Below are 19426 nucleotides of genomic sequence, written 5' to 3'. Positions count from 1 at the left end.
GCCCCAGGGGCTGGGGGGCAGAGGGCTTCCGCCCGGACCTGTCCGGGTCACACCGCGTGGACGGTGTCCGGCGTGCGGACGGTGGTGTCCGTCGTGGCGTGGGCGCGGGGGCGCGCGGGGGTGGTGCGGTGGCGCAGGCGGCGCGGAAGGGGGAGCGGCAGCCCGACGAAGCCCTCCGTCCGTGGGGCGGCCAGGCCGATGCGGGGCAGGTCGGCGGAGCGGAGGGGGAGGACGAGGAGTGCGTTGAGGCCTGGGTCGGCCGAGCGGTCGCGGCGCATCAGGTCCAGGGGGACGGCGTCGGCTCGCCACGGCACGGAGTGGGGGATCGCCTTGAGGTCGCCGTGCGGGCCCGGGACGGCTTCGGCCTTGTGAACGGTGGCGATGAGGCAGTCGCCGTCGGAGGGGTCGCCGGTCCGGCCGAGGGCCAGGGGGAAGCGGCGTTCGGTGTCGGTGCCGCGCCGGTCCTCGGTGGCGCGGCGGACGCGTTCCGGCTCGGTCCTGTCGAGGTCACGGACTCGTCGTACCCGGGTGTCGTAACCGGCTCGCTCGATGCGCTTGACCGTCCGGCGCACGGTGCGCATCGCGCGGCCGGCGAGCGAGAAATCCGCGCCGTCCACCACCGCCTCGTCGCCCGGTCCGAGGGCGTCGAGGCCGGTCTCGCGGATCCAGACCTCGCCGCCGGTCTCCGAGCAGCCCATGACGGCGGGGGTCCAGGAGTGGGCCTTGGCGACGTCCATGAAGCGCTCGATGGCGCCCGGCCAGGCCGCCACGTCGCCGATGGGGTCGCCGTCGGCGAGCATCACGCCGGAGACGACGCGGTAGGTCACGGCCGCCTTGCCGCTGGGCGAGAAGACGACGGCCTTGTCGCGGCGCGGCGCGAAGTGGCTGAGGGAGTCTTGCCCGCCGTGCCTCTCCAACAGGGCCCGCAGCCGGGCCTCGTCCTCCTCCGTGAGGCGCGCGGCCGGACGTTCGGGGCGAAGGGCGAGGTAGATCGTGGTGACGGCGGTGAGCAGGCCGAGGGCGCCCAGCGAGCAGGCGACGGTCCAGGACGTGGCGCCCCGGTAGTCGACCGGGCCCTCGACGCCGTACAGGCCGTACAGCACGTGGGTGATGCGGTCGGCCAGGCTCGGGTTGCCGATCAGGGTTGTGGGATGGGCGCTGACGACGACGAGCCCGAGGGCGAGTGAACCGGCGCCCATGAGGACGAAGTTGGCCAGCGCCCGCCAGCGGCTGCGCGGGTCGGGCAGCGCCGCGAATCGGCCGCGGTGGCGCAGCAGGGCGGTCAGCAGGACGAGTGGGATGACCGCGCTCAGCAGCGAGCCGCGGTAGGCGAACTGGGCCACGGCGCCGACCGGAAGCAGGGCCACCGCGGCCCGCCATGCCCGCCGCTTGCCGCGCTCGAGACCCTGGGCGAGCAGCAGCAACAGGACGCCGGCGCTGAGCGAGAGGGCCGCCGCGATGGGGCCGAGCGCCCCGGGCAGCACCTCGGCGAGGGTGTGCGTCCGGCTGTGCCGGAAGCGCGGGAGGACGCCGGCGGCGATGTCCAAAAGGCCCACCAGGGCACAGGCTCGGCCGACGAGAAGGGGCACCGCCTCGGGGCGCGGGCCGCGCAGGAGCCGGCGCGCGCGGCCCGGTCGTGGCGGAACCTCACCCGACATTTCCTCATCCGGCCTGACAGACATCGCATCCCGTAGTTCCGCGAAAGAGCTTGGATCCGGTGCCGATTCGGGCATCCGGCGACATTGCGCCCTCTAGGACGGTGTCTTGGGGGGAGAGGTTCACTCGCCTCGCCAAAGCGGGTTCCAGTCCGCGGAGGTGATCCATGGGGCGGACGGCAACGGCATGCCGGTACTTCCGTGCGGACCCGCGTAGGGAATCGGGGAAAGGAAACTCCAAGGAAAGGACACGACTGGACACGACTTCGGCGGTCTTGGTGTGGACGAGCGGGCGTCCGGGCGGGGTTGAGGGGCGTACGGTCGGGTCCCCGCGCGGGCTGCCGCGGGCGTACGGAGCCTTCCGCGCGCGGGCCTGCTCAATAAATGATCTTGGTGTTAGGGCTGTAATTCCGTGAAGGCTTAGGGATGGCTGTGTTTTTACGGGGCGGGGCACCAAGATTCGCCTACGCGCGGTAAGTTTCTGGCCATGCCACGTGGACGTCACCGCCATTCCCCACCCTTGCACCGGCTGCTGCCCCCGTCGGCCATCGCGGGCGTATCCGCCGCCTGCGCGCTCGGCCCGTGGGTGTTCTCGGAGCCGTTGGTGCTCCGGGGCCTGGCCGCGGCCGCCGCGGCGACGGCGATCGTGGGCGCGTTCGTCATGCGCCGCTGGGACACGCAGGCCGGCAAGCGGGTCGCCGATCTGACACGCGCGCGTGCGAGCGACGAGTGGCGCTTCGAGGAGCGGGTCGCCGAACTCGAGACCGACCTCGACGAGTCGCGCGAACTGCGCGGCAAGCTGGAACAGCGGCTGCGCGCCAAGCGCGCGGAGCTCGCGGGGCTGCGCAACGAACACGCGGCGCTGCTGCGGCGGTACGCCACCGCCGAGACCGAGCGGGCGACCGCCCTGGAGGGCCGCCGTCTGCTGGAGATAGAAGCGGCCGAGCCCACGCGCGCGTTGCCGCCGGCGCCGGTCGCCGCGTCGGCTCCGGAGGCCGCGCACGTTGAGGATGTCGCGGACGTCGAGGATGCCGCGAACGTCGAGGATGCCGCGCATGTCCAGGGTGACGCCGTGGACGAGGCGGGGGCCGTGGCAGCCCCGGCCGCCGAGGACGAGCCGGAGTCCCCGGAGCCGCTGACTTCCGCGATCTTCTCGCCGGAGGGGTCGAGGCTGTTCCTGCGCGCGCGGGCGGCGCTGTCCAAGTTCGACGTGGAGGAGCCCCCGAAGGCGGACGGCGAGCTCAAGGGCGAGGATTCCGACAACGATGACCGGCCCGAAAAGGGCCACGGCCCCGGCGACGGCCCCGGCAACGGCGACGGCCCCGGCAACGGTGACGGTCCCGATAACGGCGACGGCCCCGACAAGGGTGACGCGGCGCCGAAGTCCGAGGGCCCGGTCAAGGGCGAAGCCGTGGCCAGGTCCGAGGGCGACGCGCGGATCGACGTGCCCGCGCAGCACAACGGCTCCTCGAACGACCGGGTCGCACAGGCCGGTTCGGTCGCGCAGGAGGACGAGGCGCAGGGGAAGCCCGAGGCGGTCGACGGGCAGGAGCATGTGCGCGCGGCCGCCGCCACCCCGGGCAAGCCGGCCCTGCCCGCCCAGCAGCCCGCCGGTCACTTCGTCGCGCCGACCGCGGTGGCCGTCGTACCGTCCTCGCCCGCGCGGCGCCCGATGGTCGAGGGCGGCTTCGACTTCTTCGGCACGCACAAGGAGGAGGCGCCCGCCGCCCTGGAGGCCGTGCAGAACGAGGACCTCGCCGACGTCGTCGGCCAGGAGGCGCTCGCCCTGCACAAGGCCGAGTCGGAGGCGGAGTTCAAGCCGGCCGACGCGGAGTCCCGCGGCATCGGCCAGGTCATCGACCTGACCGCGCACGACGAGACGGAGCAGATCGACGTGCAGGGGCTGCGCAGCGCGGTGTCCTGACGCCGGGAAGGTGTCCGTCAAGGGCCGGCCTCAGGGCCGGCCCTTTCGCGCGTGCGGGTCAGGTCCACGTCGGCTGACGGTGCCCCGCACACAGGTACAAACCCGGCTCTACGCCATCCACCGGTCCGGCCGCGCGTCCCGCCGCCCCGTCCGTGACCGCTCGGCCTGGGCGCGGAGCAGCTCCGCGGCCTCCTGAGCGTCCCTCAGGCGGGCCGTGACGGTCTTGTTCGCCCCGGTGTCCACATGGACGGCCGCGAGCCCCAGAGCGCGCTTCCAGGGCCCCTGCGCCAGCCGGACGCTCTGCACCTTGGCGTGCGGCACCAGCGCCAGGCTCCGCCGCAACAGCCCCTCGTGCGCCGCGAACACCGTGTCGGTGACGACCAGTCCGTAGCCCCGCCACCACACCGGTACGCACCACCGCGCGCGCCGCGGCGGCCGGGACAGCGCCGACTCCCGCGGTACGGCCACCCCGGGCAGCACGCGCGCGATGACGGCCTCGGCGACCTCGCGCGGAGCGACGGGCACGAGGACGGAGTTCGACGACCCCGCCACGTCCAGCTCCACCCGCACCCACCCGCGCCGCCGCCACAGCAGCGGCCGTACGACCCGTACCGTCTGCACCCGGCCCGGCGGCACCGTCTCGTGCACGCGGTCCAGCAGTCCGCGGTCGATGCGCAGTCCGTCGGGGGAGTCGGCCACCGTCCAGTCGTACTCGGCGACGAACCGGCCCACGCTGTTCGCGCCCGCCGCGCCGAGCAGCGGAAGGGCGGTGGCGAGGACCGTCCACACGCTGTGGGTGGCGAGCCAGAGCAGCGGCGGTACGACGAGGGCGGCGGCCAGGGTGCCCCAGGTGGCGCCCGTCAGCACGAGGGAGAGCGCGAGCTCGCGAGGGGGCGTGCGCATCAGCTCGCGCGCCGGAGCCTCGCCCACTTCGTGCGCCGTCTCGGGCGCGAACCCGGCGGCGCGCGCGAGGAGTTCCGCGCGAAGCGCTCTCGCCTCCTCCGCGTCCAGGAAGGCGAGCTCGTCCTTCTTGTCGGTGCCGACGACGTCGAGCTTCAGCTTGGCGACGCCCGCCACGCGCGCGAGGAGCGGCTGGGTGACGTCGATGGCCTGGATGCGTTCGAGCCGGATGTGCGCGGTGCGCCGGAACACCAGCCCGGTGCGGATGCGCAGTTCGCTGTCGGTCACCGCGAAGTGGGTGAACCACCAGGTGAGAAAGCCGTACAGGGCGGCGGCCAGTACGGCGGCGGCACCCGCGGCCAGCAGGGTGGTCGTCGTCAGCCGGGTCAGCTGGCGCTGTGCCTGGTCGGGGTCGTGCACCGCCCAGCCGATGACCACGGCCACCGGCGCCCAGGCCCGCCTGAGCGGCGTCACGGGGTGCAGCCGCCGCTCGGTGACGGACGGCTTCGCGCGGACGGCGTCGTCCACCTCCGAGGCCGTCACAGCCCCGCCGATCGGGCCTCGCCGAGCTCGGTGAGCCGGTCGCGCAGCCGCTCCGCCTCGGCCGGGTCCAGGCCCGGGATGGTGGCGTCGGTCGCGGCGGCCGCGGTGTGGAGCTGCACGCTGGCCAGACCGAAGTGCCGCTCGACGGGCCCGGAGGTGACCTCCACAAGCTGCATGCGGCCGTACGGCACGACGGTCTCCTCGCGCCACAGCACGCCCCGGCTGATCAGCAGGTCGTCGGCGCGCTCCGCGTAGCGCCAGGAACGCCAGTTGCGGCCGAGCATCACCCAGCCCCACCCCGCCACCGCCACCGGCAGCAGCGCGAAGGCGGTCCAGGCGGGGCCGGCGAGCAGCGCGAGCAGCAGGGCGAGGCCGATCGTCAGCAGACCCAGCCACACCACCAGCAACAGCCGCCGCATCCGCAACAGCCCCGGTGGCAGCCCGGTCCACTCCGGCTCGAGCTCCGTGGCGGGCGCGGCGCCCCTTTGCCCGGTATCCGCCGCGTTTTCCCGGCTCCCCGTCTCCATATGGTCAGCCTACGTAGGAGAGACTGTGTCCATGCCTACGACGGAGACCACGGTCGGTATCGGCGGAGCCGCGGAGAGCACCGACATGGTGCTCAACATCGGGCCCCAGCACCCGTCCACGCACGGCGTGCTGCGCCTGCGGCTCGTCCTGGACGGCGAACGCATCACCAGCGCCGAGCCGGTGATCGGCTACATGCACCGCGGCGCGGAGAAGCTGTTCGAGGCGCGCGACTACCGCCAGATCATCATGCTGGCCAACCGCCACGACTGGCTGTCGGCCTTCTCCAACGAGCTGGGCGTCGTCCTGGCCGTGGAGCGCATGCTCGGCATGGAGGTGCCCGAGCGCGCGGTGTGGACGCGGACGCTGCTCGCGGAGCTGAACCGGGTGCTCAATCACCTGATGTTCCTCGGGTCGTACCCGCTGGAGCTGGGCGGGATCACGCCGATCTTCTACGCCTTCACGGAGCGCGAGGAGCTCCAGCACGTGATGGAGGAGGTCTCCGGCGGGCGGATGCACTACATGTTCAACCGCGTGGGCGGCCTGAAGGAGGACCTGCCCGCCGGCTGGATGGCACGCGCGCGTGCCGCGGTGGCCGATGTGCGCTCCCGCATGGACCGGTTCGACGACCTCGTCGTCGGCAACGAGATCTTCCGCGGGCGCACCCGGGACGTGGGAGTCCTCGCGCCGGAGACGGCGCACGCCTACGGCGTGAGCGGGCCGATCGCGCGCGCCTCGGGCGTGGACTTCGACCTGCGGCGCGATGAGCCGTACCTCGCGTACGGCGAGCTCCAGGACACCCTGAAGGTGGTGACCCGCCAAGAGGGCGACTGCCTCGCCCGGTTCGAGTGCCTGCTGGAGCAGACCCACAACTCCCTCGACCTCGCCGACGCCTGCCTCGACCGGCTCGCGGAGCTGGCGCCCGGGCCGATCAACCAGCGGCTGCCCAAGGTCCTCAAGGCGCCCGAGGGGCACACCTACGCGTGGACCGAGAACCCGCTCGGCATCAACGGCTACTACCTCGTCAGCAAGGGCGAGAAGACCCCGTACCGGCTCAAGCTCCGCTCGGCCTCGTACAACAACATCCAGGCGCTGGTGGAGCTGCTGCCGGGCACCCTCGTGGCGGACATGGTGGCGATCCTGGGGTCAATGTTCTTCGTGGTCGGGGACATCGACAAGTAGCTCCCGGAGGGGGCCGGGCCCGGCGAGGGCCGCGTCCGGCATCCCCACGGGCTGGAGGAGCCACCCGAAGTCGCCGAGCCCGCCGGGTGCGGTGAGCTCGGCGGCCTCGCCGGCGCTCGCGAGGGCGCGTACGTAGGCGGCGGGTTGGGTGGTCGCGAGCGCGAGCGGGGGGCGCGTGCCCGCGACGCCCAAGGCGCGCAGGGCGTCGCGCTGCGCGATCAGCCGCGCGCTCGGCAGCACGCGCGCGGGCGCGCACGCCTCCACATCCGCCTCCACGACACCTTCCGCACCCGCCTCCACGACGCCTTCCGCACCCGCCCCCACAACCCCCTCCAAGCCCGCCCCCACAACCCCCTCCACACTGGCCCCCACGACCCCCTCCACACCCGCCCGCGCACAGGCGTCCAGCGCCACATGCGCCGTGACGTCGCACGACCCGTCCGGCACGGGCGCCGTCTCACGCCCCTCCCGGAAGCCGGTCAGCGTCCCGAACGGAGGGCGCGCGCCCCTCGCGTGCGCGTAGTCCACGGCGACCGCGAGCCCCCGTTCGACGGACGCGACCGCGGCCGCCCACGCCTCGTCCCGGGGCCGCCCGATCTCGGCCCGCAGCCCCTCGTCCGGCGCGAGCGGCCACCAGCGCGCGAGCCACTCGGCGTCCGCGGCGGTGACCGGTTCGCCGAGGCGTTCGGTCCCGTCGCGCCGTACGAGGACCACGCGCGGGACGCCCTCGGGGTCGACCTCGGCGACCTCCAGGGGCACGTTGTCGAGCCACTCGTTGGCGAACAGCAGCCCCGTGACCCCGCGCGGCGGTTCCGGCAGCCACTCGATCCGGTGATCGAGACCGGGCGGGCGGTCGGCGAGTTCGACGGCGTACCCCCGCGCGCGGGCGGCCACGTCCGCGGGGAGCGCGGCGAGGACCCCGGTGACCAGTTCGCCGCGGCCCGCGGCCATGTCGACGAAGTCCAGCGTCGCGGGGCGGCCCAGCGCCTCGTCGACCCGGCACAGCAGCCGGGCCACGGCCCCGGCGAAGAGGGGCGAGGCGTGCACGGACGTACGGAAGTGTCCGGCCGGGCCCTCGGGCCCGCGGTAGAAGCCACGGGGTCCGTACAGCGCCTCCTGAGCCGCCGCCCGCCACCCCAGCCATTCCTCGCCAGCGTCTCGCGTCACGGGCTCAGGCTAAGCGCACTGGGGAACGGTGCCTCCACCTTGGGGAGTACGCGCGCCCGCTCCGGATCGGTCCTCCGGTTGACCCCTGCACACGTCACGCTTCCCTACGCTGGGTTACGTGCAGCGCCTCTATGACTTCCTCCGCAGGCACCCGACATGGGTCGACAGTGCCTGGGCCGTGTTCCTGTTCGGGATCACGGTGATCTCCGGGGTCGTGCAGCAGGAAGTGGAGCGCGTCGACTACCCGGTGGCCGCCGTCCCGATCGCCCTGCTGCTGAGCCTGGTGGTCGCGCTGCGCCGGCGCATGCCGGAGCGGATGCTGCTGCTGGCCGTCGCCCTCGGCGCGGCGCAGCTGGTGCTGGACGTCGAGACGATGCCGGCCGACTTCGCCATGCTGGTGATCACCTATACCGTGGCCGCGACCGGAGCCCGCTGGGCCTCCCGGCTGGCGCTCGCCGTCGGCCTGTGCGCGGCGCCCCTGGCGCAGCTGCGCTGGCCGGAGACCGAGTCGAGCGCCCTCGGCAACGTCGCCATCATGATCTTCACCTCGGTCCCCTTCGCGCTGGCCTGGGTGCTCGGCGACTCGATACGCACCCGGCGCGCCTACTACGAGCAGCTGGAGGAGCGCGCGACCCGGCTCGAGAAGGAGCGCGAGGCGCAGGCCAAGGTCGCGGTCGCCGCGGAGCGCGCCCGGATCGCGCGCGAGCTGCACGACGTGGTCGCGCACAACGTGTCGGTGATGGTGGTGCAGGCCGACGGCGCCGCCTACGTCCTCGACGCCGCCCCCGACCAGGCGAAGAAGGCCCTGGAGACGATCTCCTCCACCGGCCGCCAGGCCCTCGCCGAGATGCGCCGCCTGCTGGGCGTACTGCGCACCGGCGAGCACCAGGAGGGCGGGGAGTACGTCCCGCAGCCCGACGTCGAGCAGATCGACGAGCTGATCCAGCAGTGCCGCACCTCGGGACTCCCCGTCGACTTCAAGGTCGAGGGCACCCCGCGCCCGCTGCCCAGCGGCGTCGAGCTCACCGCGTACCGCATCGTGCAGGAGGCGCTCACCAACACGCGCAAGCACGGGGGCCCGAACGCGGGCGCGAGCGTGCGTCTGGTCTACTTCGACGACGGTCTCGGCCTGCTCGTCGAGGACGACGGCAAGGGCGCGCCGCACGAGTTGTACGAGGAGGGCGGCGTCGACGGCCAGGGCCACGGCCTGATCGGCATGCGGGAGCGGGTCGGCATGGTCGGCGGCACCCTGGACGCGGGCCCCCGCCCGGGCGGAGGATTCCGCATCAGTGCCCTGCTGCCGCTCAAACCCGCGCACTGAGCCGGGCCATGGCCCGCGTTGACACCTGTAACGGCCCCGTAGACGGACACGGAAGAGGACCCGATGACGATCCGCGTAATGCTCGTCGACGACCAGGTGCTGCTGCGCACCGGGTTCCGGATGGTGCTCGCCGCCCAGCCGGACATGGAGGTCGTCGCTGAGGCGGGCGACGGCGTCGAGGCCCTGCAGGTGCTGCGGGAGACCGCCGTCGACGTGGTCCTGATGGACGTGCGCATGCCGAAGCTGGACGGGGTGGAGACCACCCGCCGGGTCTGCTCGGACCCCAACCCGCCGAAGGTGCTCATCCTGACCACCTTCGACCTCGACGAATACGCCTTCTCCGGGCTGAAGGCGGGCGCGTCCGGCTTCATGCTCAAGGACGTGCCGCCGGGCGAACTGCTCGCCGCCATCCGCGCCGTGCACAGCGGCGACGCGGTGGTGGCCCCCTCGACCACGCGCCGTCTGCTGGACCGTTTCGCGCCGATGCTGCCCAGCACCGGCAAGGAGCCGCAGCACAAGGAGCTGGACCGGCTCACCGACCGTGAGCGCGAGGTCATGGTGCTGGTCGCCCAGGGGCTGTCCAACGGCGAGATCGCGGCCCGGCTGGTGCTGTCGGAGGCGACCGTCAAGACGCACGTCGGGCGCATCCTGACCAAGCTCGGGCTGCGGGACCGGGTGCAGGTGGTGGTGCTGGCCTACGAGACGGGACTGGTACGGGCCGGCGGGCAGGCGTAGACGAGACCTCTCGTCGGCGCCGGGCAACGCCGAGCGACGAGGCGTAGGCGGCGCCTCGCACCGGCGCCGCGCCGGGCCGCTCACCGCAGCAGCGCCTCCAGGAAGTCGCTGCCGAGCCGGGCGACCGCCGGGACGTCGAGCTGGTGCAGGACGTACCGCCCGCGCCGGCGGGTGATGATCAGGCCCGCCTTCTTCAGCACCCCCAGGTGCCGGGATATCTCGGGCGCGGTCATGCCGTGGATCTGGACGAGCTCGCTCGTGGTGTACGTGCTGCGGGCGAGGTTCCGGCACAGCTGCATCCGCACCGGGTGGGACAACGCGGTCATGCGCAGGACGAGCTGGTCGACGGCCGGCGGCGCGGAGAGCTCGGGCGAGCTGACCGGATAGTGCAGCAGCGGCTGCCAGCCGTACCGGTGCAGCACCATCAGATGCGGCCAGCCGAGGCTCGTCGGGATGAGCAGCAGGCTCTGGTCACGGATGACGGTGTGGCCCTGGCGCAGCTTGTCGATGACGAGCCGGCCGCCGGCCTCGTCGACCGTCACCGCCGCGGAGACGGCGGCCAGCGCGTCGGTGAGCCCTTTGTGCCGCAGCAGATCGGTCTTGTGCCGGGCGTCGGTGGCGAGTTGATGCCGTACGCGCGCCCAGACGTCCGCGAAGAACGCCTCGTCGCAGTCCTCCAGGAACTGCCGCAGCCAGGCCCGGATCCGCGGCGGGTCCTCCAGCAGCCGCTTGGTGAAGCGCAGTTGCTGCGGCCCGCGCGCGGCGGCCAGCTCCAGGGAGCGGCGGCGCAGTTCGGCGTCGGCGAGCACGGCGGGGCCCGGGGTGGCATACGGCGGCGCGCAGGTGAACTCCAGGGCGGCGTCCACGAACTGCTCGTCCGTCAGCTTGTCCAGCAGGTCCAGCTCCTCGGCGAGGGTGGCCCCCGGGAGGGGAGGAGTGGGCCCGCCGGGGATGCCCGCACAGGCCAGGAACAGGTCCGAGAAGGTCGTACGCCACAGGAAGTCGGCCTCGCACATCCGGTCGGCCAGATGCGGATCGAGGCCCGCGGTCACGCTCGTCACCCAGCCCTGCAGGCCGGGATGGTGCCCCGGTTCGGACAGCGCGTGCAGCGCCATGCCGAGCTCGGCCAGGGGCGAGGGGACGACGGCGACCCTCTCCGGCCGCAGCCCCGCGATGTCGACACTCACGCTCATGCCCTCATGGTGCACCCCGCCACTGACAACGCCCCCTCGATTGACGTCCGCCGTCAATCGGCGCGACGCCGGGGCGCGACCGGCGCAGGCTGGGAGGACCGGGCAGCCGCGGCCTTCCGGGGCTGCCGCGGAGCCCGGCGGATCCCGCACCCCGTCCCGAAGAGGCGAACGCCATGAGCATCACCCAGCAGTACCTGCTCGACACCTACCGCGCCCGGCAGCACGGCGAGCCCGCCCCGCCCGCGCCGGGCACCCACGACCGCCAGGTCGTACGGCAGTGGCGCGAGGACCGCCGCTTCCGTGCCGTCCTCGCCGGGCGCCCGGTGCGCGGCATGCGCGGCATCCTGCGCCGCGGAGGGCGGGTCGGCCGCTGACCTGCTCAAGCCGGCACGGACCGAGCCCCAGCCGCCGCCCCCCTTCAGCCGCCGCCCCCTTCAGCCGCTGACCTGCGTGTTCAGCCGCGCCGCGAACTCCGCGACCGCCGCCCGCACGTCGTCGGCCGTCCACTCGAGGCCCGCGGCCCGTACGTCGATCTCCGTGACGGCGAGACCCGGTACCGGGGCGGCCCAGGGGCGGGCGAACAGCAGCGTCTTCGTCTCCTCGGCGTGCCGGACGGCCGCCTCGGCGACGACATCCGCGTCGTACGGCAGCCAGAGCTGGAATTCGTTGGTGTGCGGTTCCTCGGGGTGGACGCGGGACCAGGGGACGCCCGCCGCCGCGAACCCCGCGCGCAGCGCGTCGGCCACCACGCGCGCGTGGCGCACGTACTCGGGCAGCCGGGGCAGCTCCGCCTCGAGGCCGACCAGTGCCGACAGCGCGGTCGGGAACTGCTGGAAGACGGTGCCGCCGTACCGGTGCCGCCAGGCCTTCAGCTCGTCGACGAACGCCCTGGGCCCGGCGACGGCCGCGCCGCCGTAGCCGTCGAGGGACTTGTAGAACGAGACGTAGACGCTGTCCGCGAGGTCGGCGATCTCGGGCAGGGGGCGGCCGAAGTGGACGGTGGACTCCCACAGGCGCGCGCCGTCGAAGTGCACCACCGCCTCGCGCTCCCGTGCCGCCGCCACGACCTCGGTGAGTTCCTCCCAGGACGGCAGGACGAAACCGGCGTCCCGGAGCGGCAGTTCCAGCATCAGCGTGCCGAACGGCTCGTCGAGGCCGTGCACCTCCTCGGCCGTCGGCTGCCGCGGCTCGCTCGTCACCCGGACCGGCCGCAACCCGCTGACCTGGCTCAACGCGTTGCGCTCATGGACCTCGGGATGGGCCAGCGCGTGCAGGGCGACGACCGGGTTCCCGGTCCGGCCCGCCCAGCAGCGCAGGGCCACCTGCTGGGCCATGGTGCCGGTCGGGAAGAACGCGGCGGCCTCCTTGCCGAGCAGCCCGGCGACCTTGTCCTCCAGGGCCTCGACGACGCCGTCGCCGTACATGTCGGCCTGCTGGTCGAGGTCGTACACGTCGGCCGCGCGGTCCATCAGCGCTAGGCGCTCCCGGAGCGTGCGCTGTGCCACCGCGCGCCCCAGCAGGCGCTGTGCGCCCCTTGAGGCGCTGATGCGCCGCTCTCTCAGGCGCGTGCGCCGTTCCTCGTCCGACATGTCTCGCGTTGACCGTGCACCCTGCTCCGCCGCATCACTCATGCCGGGATGATGTCGCGCTCCGCCTCGCGCGGGCACCCGCATTTCGTGAAGGCGCCCACAGCCTGTGGACAACCGGACGCCCCTCCAACCGATCGCGTTAACATGACGAGAAATCGTCCGGTACCCGGAGCGGACTGGAACGGGAAGGCCGCCGTCGCGTGAGTACAAGCCAACAGCCAGATCCGAGGGACCGCCCGGCGCGGCTCACCGTCGGCGTCGTCGGCGCCGGCCGGGTGGGCCCCGCGCTGGCCGCGTCCCTCCAGCTCGCCGGGCACCGCCCGGTGGCCGTCTCCGGGGTCTCCGACGCCTCCCGGCGACGGGCCGCGCAACTCCTCCCCGACGTGCCCCTCGTGACCCCCGCCGACGTCCTCGAGCGCGCCGACCTGGTCCTGCTGACCGTCCCCGACGACGCCCTGCCCGGCCTGGTCACCGGCCTCGCCGAGACCGGCGCCGTACGGCCGGGCCAGCTGCTCGTGCACACCTCCGGGCGGTACGGCACCCGGGTGCTCGACCCCGCCCTGCGCGCGGGCGCGCTCCCGCTGGCCCTGCACCCGGCGATGACCTTCACCGGCACCCCCGTGGACGTCCAGCGCCTGGCCGGCTGCTCGTTCGGCGTCACCGCCCCCAACGAACTGCGCCTCGCCGCCGAGGCCCTCGTGATCGAGATGGGCGGCGAACCGGAGTGGATCGCCGAGGACATGCGCCCGCTCTACCACGCGGCCCTCGCCCTGGGCGCCAACCACCTGGTGACGCTGGTCGCCCAGTCCATGGAGCTGTTGCGCGCGGCCGGTGTCGAGGCCCCCGACCGGATGCTCGGCCCGCTGCTCGGCGCCGCCCTGGACAACGCCCTGCGCTCCGGCGACGCCGCCCTGACCGGCCCTGTCGCGCGCGGGGACGCGGGCACGGTCGCCGCGCACGTCACCGAGCTGCGCAAGCACGCCCCGCAGGCCGTCGCCGGCTACCTGGCGATGGCGCGCGCGACCGCCGACCGCGCGCTCGCGCACGGGCTGCTCAAGCCGGAACTCGCCGAGGATCTGCTCGGAGTGCTCGCCGACAGCACCGAGGGAGACGCGGGATGACCATCACCCTGCTGCGCACCGCCGCCGAACTGTCCGCACGCGCGCGTGCCGGCCGCCGTGCCGTCGTGATGACCATGGGCGCCCTGCACGAGGGCCACGCCACCCTGATCCGCTCCGCCCGGGAGATCGCCGGACCGGACGGCGAGGTCGTGGCCACGGTCTTCGTGAACCCGCTGCAGTTCGGCGCGGGCGAGGACCTCGACCGCTACCCGCGCACCCTCGAGGCCGACCTCAAGATCGCCGAGGAGGCGGGCGCGGACGCCGTGTTCGCGCCCTCCGTGGACGAGGTCTACCCGGGCGGCGAGCCCCAGGTCCGCGTCAGCGCGGGCCCCATGGGGGAGCGCCTGGAGGGCGCCACGCGCCCCGGTCACTTCGACGGCATGCTCACCGTCGTCGCCAAGCTGCTCCACCTCACCCGCCCCGACGTGGCGCTCTTCGGGCAGAAGGACGCCCAGCAGCTGGCCCTGATCCGCCGTATGGTCCGTGATCTGAACTTCGGCATCGAGATCGTCGGCGTGCCGACCGTGCGCGAGGACGACGGCCTGGCCCTGTCCAGCCGCAACCGCTACCTCTCGCCCGCCGACCGGCGCACGGCGCTCGCGCTGTCCCACGCGCTGTTCGCCGGCCAGGACCGGCACGCGGCGCAGGAGGCGCTGCGCGCGCGTGCCCGCGAAGTCCCCGCCACGCACGCGCGTGCCGAGGCGCTCAGCGCCCTCGGGGAGTCCCGCGCCGCCGCCGACGCGCACGCCGTCGCCAAGGCGGCCCCCGGCGGCCCGGCCGCCGTCCGCGCCGCCGCCCGCCTGGTCCTGGACGAGGCGGCCCGCATGAACCCCCCGCTGGTCCTGGACTACCTCGCCCTCGTCGACCCGTCCGACTTCACCGAGATCGGCGAGGACTTCACCGGCGACGCCGTCCTCGCGGTCGCCGCCCGGGTCGGGACGACCCGGCTGATCGACAACATCCCCCTGACCTTCGGAACCCTCGGAGCCGCCTCGTGACCAGCACAGGCATACGACTGCACGCCCCCGCGCCCGGATGGTCCATCGACGCGGACGTGGTCGTGGTCGGCTCCGGCGTCGCCGGTCTGACCGCGGCCCTACGCTGCGAGGCGGCGGGGCTGACGACGGTCGTCGTCACCAAGGCGCGCCTGGACGACGGCTCCACCCGCTGGGCGCAGGGCGGCATCGCCGCGGCCCTCGGCGAGGGCGACACCCCCGAGCAGCACCTGGCCGACACCCTGGTCGCGGGCGCCGGTCTGTGCGACGAGGACGCGGTGCGGCTCCTCGTCACCGAGGGCCCCGACGCCGTGCGCCGGCTCATCGAGACGGGCGCCCACTTCGACGAGTCGGAGGAGGGCGGCCTGGAGCTCACCCGCGAGGGCGGCCACCACCGGCGCCGCATCGCGCACGCGGGCGGGGACGCGACCGGCGCGGAGATCTCCCGCGCGCTGGTCGAGGCGGTGCGCGCGCGGGGCGTGCGCACCATCGAGAACGCGCTGGTGCTGGACCTCCTCGCGGACGCCGACGGCCGTACCGCGGGCGTCACCCTGCACGTCATGGGTGAGGGCCAGCACGACGGCGTGGGCGCCGTGCACGCCCCCGCGGTCGTCCTCGCGACCGGCGGCATGGGCCAGGTCTTCTCCGCGACCACCAACCCGTCGGTGTCCACCGGCGACGGCGTGGCGCTCGCCCTGCGCGCGGGCGCGCAGGTCTCCGACCTGGAGTTCGTGCAGTTCCACCCCACCGTGCTGTTCCTCGGCGCGGACGCCGAGGGCCAGCAGCCGCTGGTCTCCGAGGCCGTGCGCGGCGAGGGCGCCCACCTGGTCGACGCCGACGGCGTGCGCTTCATGGTCGGCCAGCACGAGCTGGCCGAGCTCGCGCCCCGGGACATCGTCGCCAAGGGCATCATGCGCCGCATGCAGGAGCAGGACGCCGAGCACATGTTCCTCGACGCCCGGCACTTCGGCGCCGAGATGTGGGAGCACCGCTTCCCCACGATCCTCGCCGCCTGCCGGGCCAACGGCATCGACCCCGTGCACGAGCCCATCCCGATCGCCCCGGCCGCGCACTACGCCTCCGGCGGCGTGCGCACCGACTCCCACGGCCGCACGACCGTCCCCGGCCTGTACGCGTGCGGCGAGGTCGCGTGCACCGGCGTGCACGGCGCGAACCGGCTCGCGTCCAACTCCCTCCTGGAGGGCCTGGTCTACGCCGAGCGCATCGCCGCCGACATCGCCGCGCGCCACGCGGAGAACGGCCTCCACGCGCGCGTGCCGCACCCGGCGCCGTACCCGGAGGTGCCCGCGCACCCGCTGCTCGCGGCCGAGGACCGGTTCGCCATTCAGCGGATCATGACGGAGGGCGCGGGCGTCCTGCGCTCGGCCGACTCCCTGGCGCGGGCCGCCGAGCAGCTCCAGCGGCTGCACGCCGACGCGCGCGAGGCCCTCGACGAGAACGGCAAGACCGCCGAGCCCGGCGTCGACACCTGGGAGGCCACCAACCTCCTGTGCGTGGCCCGCGTCCTGGTCGCCGCCGCCGAGCTGCGCGAGGAGACCCGCGGCTGCCACTGGCGCGAGGACCGGCCCGAGCGCGACGACACCGACTGGCGCCGCCACATCGTCGTACGGCTGAATCCGGACCGCACACTCGCCGTGCACCCCACCGATACCGCAGACTTCCCCCCGACCCGGCAGCCCCAGGAGCAGTGACAGACGTGAGCACCCCCGACCTCCCCCTCGTCCAGGACGACGGCTGCGGCGACGGCTGCGCCTGCGGGGCGGACACCGACGAGACGTATCTGGAGTGCGGGCTCGACCCCGCGCTCGCCGCGCTCCTGGCCGACGCGGGGCTCGACCCCGTGGAGGTCGAGGACATCGCGAACGTCGCCATCCAGGAGGACCTCGCCCACGGGGTGGACGTGACGACGGTCGCGACCATCCCCGAGGAGGCCGTGGCAACCGCCGACTTCACCGCGCGCGAGGCGGGCGTCGTGGCTGGTCTGCGGGTCGCCGAGGCGGTGCTCTCCGTGGTCTGCACCGACGAGTTCGAGGTCGAGCGCCATGTCGAGGACGGGGACCGGGTGGAGGCCGGGCAGAAGCTGCTGTCGGTCACCACGCGCACGCGCGACCTGCTGACCGCCGAGCGCAGCGCGCTGAACCTGCTGTGCCGGCTCTCGGGCATCGCGACGGCCACGCGCGCGTGGGCCGACGTGCTGGAGGGCACGAAGGCACGCGTGCGGGACACCCGGAAGACGACGCCGGGCCTGCGCTCGCTGGAGAAGTTCGCGGTCCGCTGCGGCGGCGGCGTGAACCACCGGATGTCGCTGTCGGACGCGGCGCTCGTGAAGGACAACCATGTGGTCGCAGCGGGCGGTGTCGCGCAGGCCTTCAAGGCCGTGCGGGATGCCTTCCCCGAGGTGCCGATCGAGGTCGAGGTGGACACCCTGCACCAGCTGCGCGAGGTGGTGGACGCCGGCGCGGACCTGATCCTGCTGGACAACTTCACGCCCGGTGAGTGCGAGGAGGCGGTGGCGCTCGTGCACGGGCGGGCCGCGCTGGAGGCCTCCGGGCGCCTCACCCTGGAGAACGCCAAGGCGTACGCGGACACGGGCGTGGACTACCTGGCCGTAGGAGCCCTGACGCACTCCTCGCCGATCCTGGACATCGGGCTGGACCTGCGAGCGGCGGAGTAGGGAGCGGGATCCGGCCATGCTGCTGACGATCGACGTAGGCAACACCCATACCGTCCTGGGCCTCTTCGACGGCGAGGACATCGTCGAGCACTGGCGCATCTCCACGGACGCCCGCCGCACGGCGGACGAGCTGGCGGTGCTGCTGCAGGGGCTCATGGGGATGCACCCCCTCCTCGGTGACGAGCTGGGCGACGGCATCGACGGGATCGCGATCTGCGCGACCGTGCCGTCCGTGCTGCACGAACTGCGGGAGGTGACGCGGCGGTACTACGGCGATGTGCCGGCGGTGCTGGTGGAGCCCGGGGTGAAGACGGGCGTGCCGATCCTCACGGACAACCCCAAGGAGGTCGGCGCGGACCGCATCATCAACGCGGTCGCGGCGGTCGAGCTGTACGGCGGTCCGGCGATCGTCGTGGACTTCGGCACGGCGACGACCTTCGATGCGGTCAGCGCGCGCGGGGAGTACGTCGGTGGCGTGATCGCGCCGGGCATCGAGATCTCGGTCGAGGCGCTCGGGGTCAAGGGCGCGCAGCTGCGGAAGATCGAGGTGGCCCGGCCGCGCAGCGTGATCGGGAAGAACACGGTCGAGGCGATGCAGTCCGGGATCGTCTACGGCTTCGCCGGGCAGGTGGACGGCGTGGTGAGCCGGATGGCGCGGGAGCTGGCGGACGACCCCGACGAGGTCACGGTGATCGCGACGGGCGGCCTCGCGCCGATGGTCCTGGGCGAGTCGTCGGTCATCGACGAGCACGAGCCCTGGCTGACGCTGGTCGGCCTGCGTCTGGTGTACGAGCGGAACGTCTCCCGCATGTGACCGGCCCGCGAGCCCCTGAGGCCGCCCCCGGAAACCTCGCGGGCGGCTCAACCGGGTGTCTCCGTCGCGCCACGCCCTCTCCGTATGTCGATTTTGTCTGATTAGCTCGTATCGTCGGCGCATGCCCACGCCATACGGATCCCGCGGCGGCATGGCGTTCGGCGTGGAGGAGCTGCGTGTGCTCCGCCGCGCGCTCGCCCTCGCCCTGAACCCCGACCCCGCCTCGGCCGAGGACGTCCAGGAGTGTCTCCGCCTCGCCGAGTCGCTGGACGAAGCGCTGCGCGAGGGCGCCCGGCTGCGCGCCTTCCTGCTGGCCGACCTCGCCCGGTACCGCGCAGCCCTCCCCGGCACCGCCGCCGGTTATCTCGCCCTCCTGGAGGAAGGACTCGGCGCCGGGTACCGGCCCGAGGCGGACGATCTCGCCGCTCTGCGAGCCCTGCGCGGCAACCCGGTCGCCGCCACCCTGCTGAGCCGCTGCCGGCTGCTGGCCGAACAGGACGTGAGAGCCCGTCTCGCGCGCGGCGCGGGCCGGCGGGCCGTATCGGTCGCCCCGGCCGTCCCGGCCTCCCGTACCCGCCTTCTGGCCCTCCCTGGGGGCCTCTCGGCGGAGCGCGCGGCCGACGAGGAACGGAACCCCGCCCAGAAACCCGCGAAGAAGCCCGCCACGCGGCCCGCCGAGAAGCCGGGCGCCCCCGAGCCCGCGGCCCCGCAGCCGTCCCGCCGCCCGATCCCGACGCCGGGCGAGGTCTTCCCGCGCCGCAAGCCGGCCCCTCCGCCCGAGCACCCGCCCCAGCAGCTGGCCGCGGGCTGAGCGCCACGGCGTGCCCCTCTGCCGGCCCCGCCCCCTCTCCCCGACCGCCCCGTCGCTACCCTGAATCCATGGACTACGTCTCCGCGCTCGTGCCCCCGGTCGTCATGGCCGTGTTCTTCATCGGTGTGATCAGGGTGATCGTGAAGACCCAGGGCGGGGCCAACAAGGCCAAGGAGGACGCCGTCGTCGACGCCGCTCTCGCTCGGGTCGAGGGGGCCCGGCAGAGCTCCGCGCGCGGCGACGGCTGACCCGGTCG

The 19426-nt window shown here is 73.9% G+C and carries 18 protein-coding genes; 12 read left to right on the top strand and 6 right to left on the bottom strand.

Annotated elements, in window-relative coordinates:
- Window positions 1-47: 47 nt before the first annotated feature.
- Window positions 48-1658: a phosphatidylglycerol lysyltransferase domain-containing protein gene (locus tag AC068Z_RS09225; protein ID WP_478553879.1), complete on the bottom strand. Its 1611-nt coding sequence runs from the start codon at window positions 1656-1658 to the stop codon at window positions 48-50.
- Between the two features lie 484 nt (window positions 1659-2142).
- Between AC068Z_RS09225 and AC068Z_RS09220 the strand changes: the two genes are divergently transcribed.
- The gene (locus AC068Z_RS09220; protein ID WP_478553877.1) at window positions 2143-3579 is read left to right on the top strand and encodes a hypothetical protein; all 1437 of its coding nucleotides are present in this window, start codon (window positions 2143-2145) and stop codon (window positions 3577-3579) included.
- Window positions 3580-3687: 108 nt separating this feature from the next.
- Here AC068Z_RS09220 and AC068Z_RS09215 read toward each other — a convergent pair whose 3' ends face one another.
- The gene (locus AC068Z_RS09215) at window positions 3688-5022 is read right to left on the bottom strand and encodes a PH domain-containing protein (protein ID WP_478553875.1); all 1335 of its coding nucleotides are present in this window, start codon (window positions 5020-5022) and stop codon (window positions 3688-3690) included.
- The gene (locus AC068Z_RS09210) at window positions 5019-5549 is read right to left on the bottom strand and encodes a PH domain-containing protein (protein WP_478553873.1); all 531 of its coding nucleotides are present in this window, start codon (window positions 5547-5549) and stop codon (window positions 5019-5021) included. The genes AC068Z_RS09215 and AC068Z_RS09210 overlap by 4 nt, the downstream gene beginning before the upstream one ends.
- Before the next feature lie 31 nt (window positions 5550-5580).
- Between AC068Z_RS09210 and AC068Z_RS09205 the strand changes: the two genes are divergently transcribed.
- Window positions 5581-6729, top strand: coding sequence for an NADH-quinone oxidoreductase subunit D (locus AC068Z_RS09205; protein ID WP_478553872.1), 1149 nt, complete (start codon window positions 5581-5583; stop codon window positions 6727-6729).
- On the opposite strand, the gene AC068Z_RS09200 is transcribed toward AC068Z_RS09205, so the two are convergent.
- The gene (locus AC068Z_RS09200; RefSeq protein ID WP_478553870.1) at window positions 6694-7896 is read right to left on the bottom strand and encodes an SAM-dependent methyltransferase; all 1203 of its coding nucleotides are present in this window, start codon (window positions 7894-7896) and stop codon (window positions 6694-6696) included. The two genes, AC068Z_RS09205 and AC068Z_RS09200, sit on opposite strands and share 36 nt — an antisense overlap.
- Window positions 7897-8014: 118 nt before the next feature.
- Between AC068Z_RS09200 and AC068Z_RS09195 the strand changes: the two genes are divergently transcribed.
- Window positions 8015-9217, top strand: a complete 1203-nt coding sequence (locus AC068Z_RS09195; RefSeq protein ID WP_478553868.1) for a sensor histidine kinase — start codon at window positions 8015-8017, stop codon at window positions 9215-9217.
- Window positions 9218-9280: 63 nt separating this feature from the next.
- The gene (locus AC068Z_RS09190; protein ID WP_451722890.1) at window positions 9281-9952 is read left to right on the top strand and encodes a response regulator transcription factor; all 672 of its coding nucleotides are present in this window, start codon (window positions 9281-9283) and stop codon (window positions 9950-9952) included.
- Window positions 9953-10032: 80 nt separating this feature from the next.
- Here AC068Z_RS09190 and AC068Z_RS09185 read toward each other — a convergent pair whose 3' ends face one another.
- On the bottom strand, window positions 10033-11145 hold the full coding sequence (locus AC068Z_RS09185) for a DUF5937 family protein (protein WP_478553866.1): 1113 nt from the start codon (window positions 11143-11145) through the stop codon (window positions 10033-10035).
- 173 nt (window positions 11146-11318) lie between these two features.
- On the opposite strand from AC068Z_RS09185, the gene AC068Z_RS09180 reads away from it, so the two are divergent.
- The gene (locus tag AC068Z_RS09180) at window positions 11319-11519 is read left to right on the top strand and encodes a hypothetical protein (RefSeq protein ID WP_478553865.1); all 201 of its coding nucleotides are present in this window, start codon (window positions 11319-11321) and stop codon (window positions 11517-11519) included.
- A 60-nt stretch (window positions 11520-11579) separates the two neighbouring features.
- On the opposite strand, the gene AC068Z_RS09175 is transcribed toward AC068Z_RS09180, so the two are convergent.
- Window positions 11580-12776 carry a threonine aldolase family protein gene (locus AC068Z_RS09175; protein ID WP_478553863.1) on the bottom strand — a complete coding sequence of 399 codons (1197 nt, stop codon included), beginning with the start codon at window positions 12774-12776 and terminating at the stop codon, window positions 11580-11582.
- A 158-nt stretch (window positions 12777-12934) separates the two neighbouring features.
- Between AC068Z_RS09175 and AC068Z_RS09170 the strand changes: the two genes are divergently transcribed.
- The 7 genes from AC068Z_RS09170 (at window position 12935) to AC068Z_RS09140 (ending at window position 19418) form a co-directional block, all read left to right on the top strand.
- Complete coding sequence (locus AC068Z_RS09170) at window positions 12935-13855, top strand: Rossmann-like and DUF2520 domain-containing protein (RefSeq protein WP_478553861.1); 921 nt, start codon at window positions 12935-12937, stop codon at window positions 13853-13855.
- A complete protein-coding gene (gene panC / locus AC068Z_RS09165) occupies window positions 13852-14853 on the top strand; it encodes a pantoate--beta-alanine ligase (protein ID WP_478553859.1) in 1002 nt (333 codons plus the stop codon). The genes AC068Z_RS09170 and panC overlap by 4 nt, the downstream gene beginning before the upstream one ends.
- Window positions 14850-16562, top strand: coding sequence for an L-aspartate oxidase (locus AC068Z_RS09160; RefSeq protein ID WP_478553857.1), 1713 nt, complete (start codon window positions 14850-14852; stop codon window positions 16560-16562). The genes panC and AC068Z_RS09160 overlap by 4 nt, the downstream gene beginning before the upstream one ends.
- Window positions 16563-16567: 5 nt before the next feature.
- Window positions 16568-17545, top strand: coding sequence for a carboxylating nicotinate-nucleotide diphosphorylase (gene nadC / locus AC068Z_RS09155; RefSeq protein ID WP_478553855.1), 978 nt, complete (start codon window positions 16568-16570; stop codon window positions 17543-17545).
- 16 nt (window positions 17546-17561) lie between these two features.
- Window positions 17562-18359: a type III pantothenate kinase gene (locus tag AC068Z_RS09150; protein ID WP_478553853.1), complete on the top strand. Its 798-nt coding sequence runs from the start codon at window positions 17562-17564 to the stop codon at window positions 18357-18359.
- 151 nt (window positions 18360-18510) lie between these two features.
- On the top strand, window positions 18511-19170 hold the full coding sequence (locus AC068Z_RS09145) for a hypothetical protein (RefSeq protein ID WP_478554530.1): 660 nt from the start codon (window positions 18511-18513) through the stop codon (window positions 19168-19170).
- A gap of 68 nt (window positions 19171-19238) precedes the next feature.
- Window positions 19239-19418, top strand: coding sequence for a hypothetical protein (locus AC068Z_RS09140; RefSeq protein ID WP_478553851.1), 180 nt, complete (start codon window positions 19239-19241; stop codon window positions 19416-19418).
- The last annotated feature ends 8 nt before the right edge of the window (window positions 19419-19426 follow it).

This window comes from Streptomyces sp. NPDC043726 (assembly GCF_056436565.1).
This window is presented reverse-complemented; position numbering and strand designations above follow the sequence as displayed.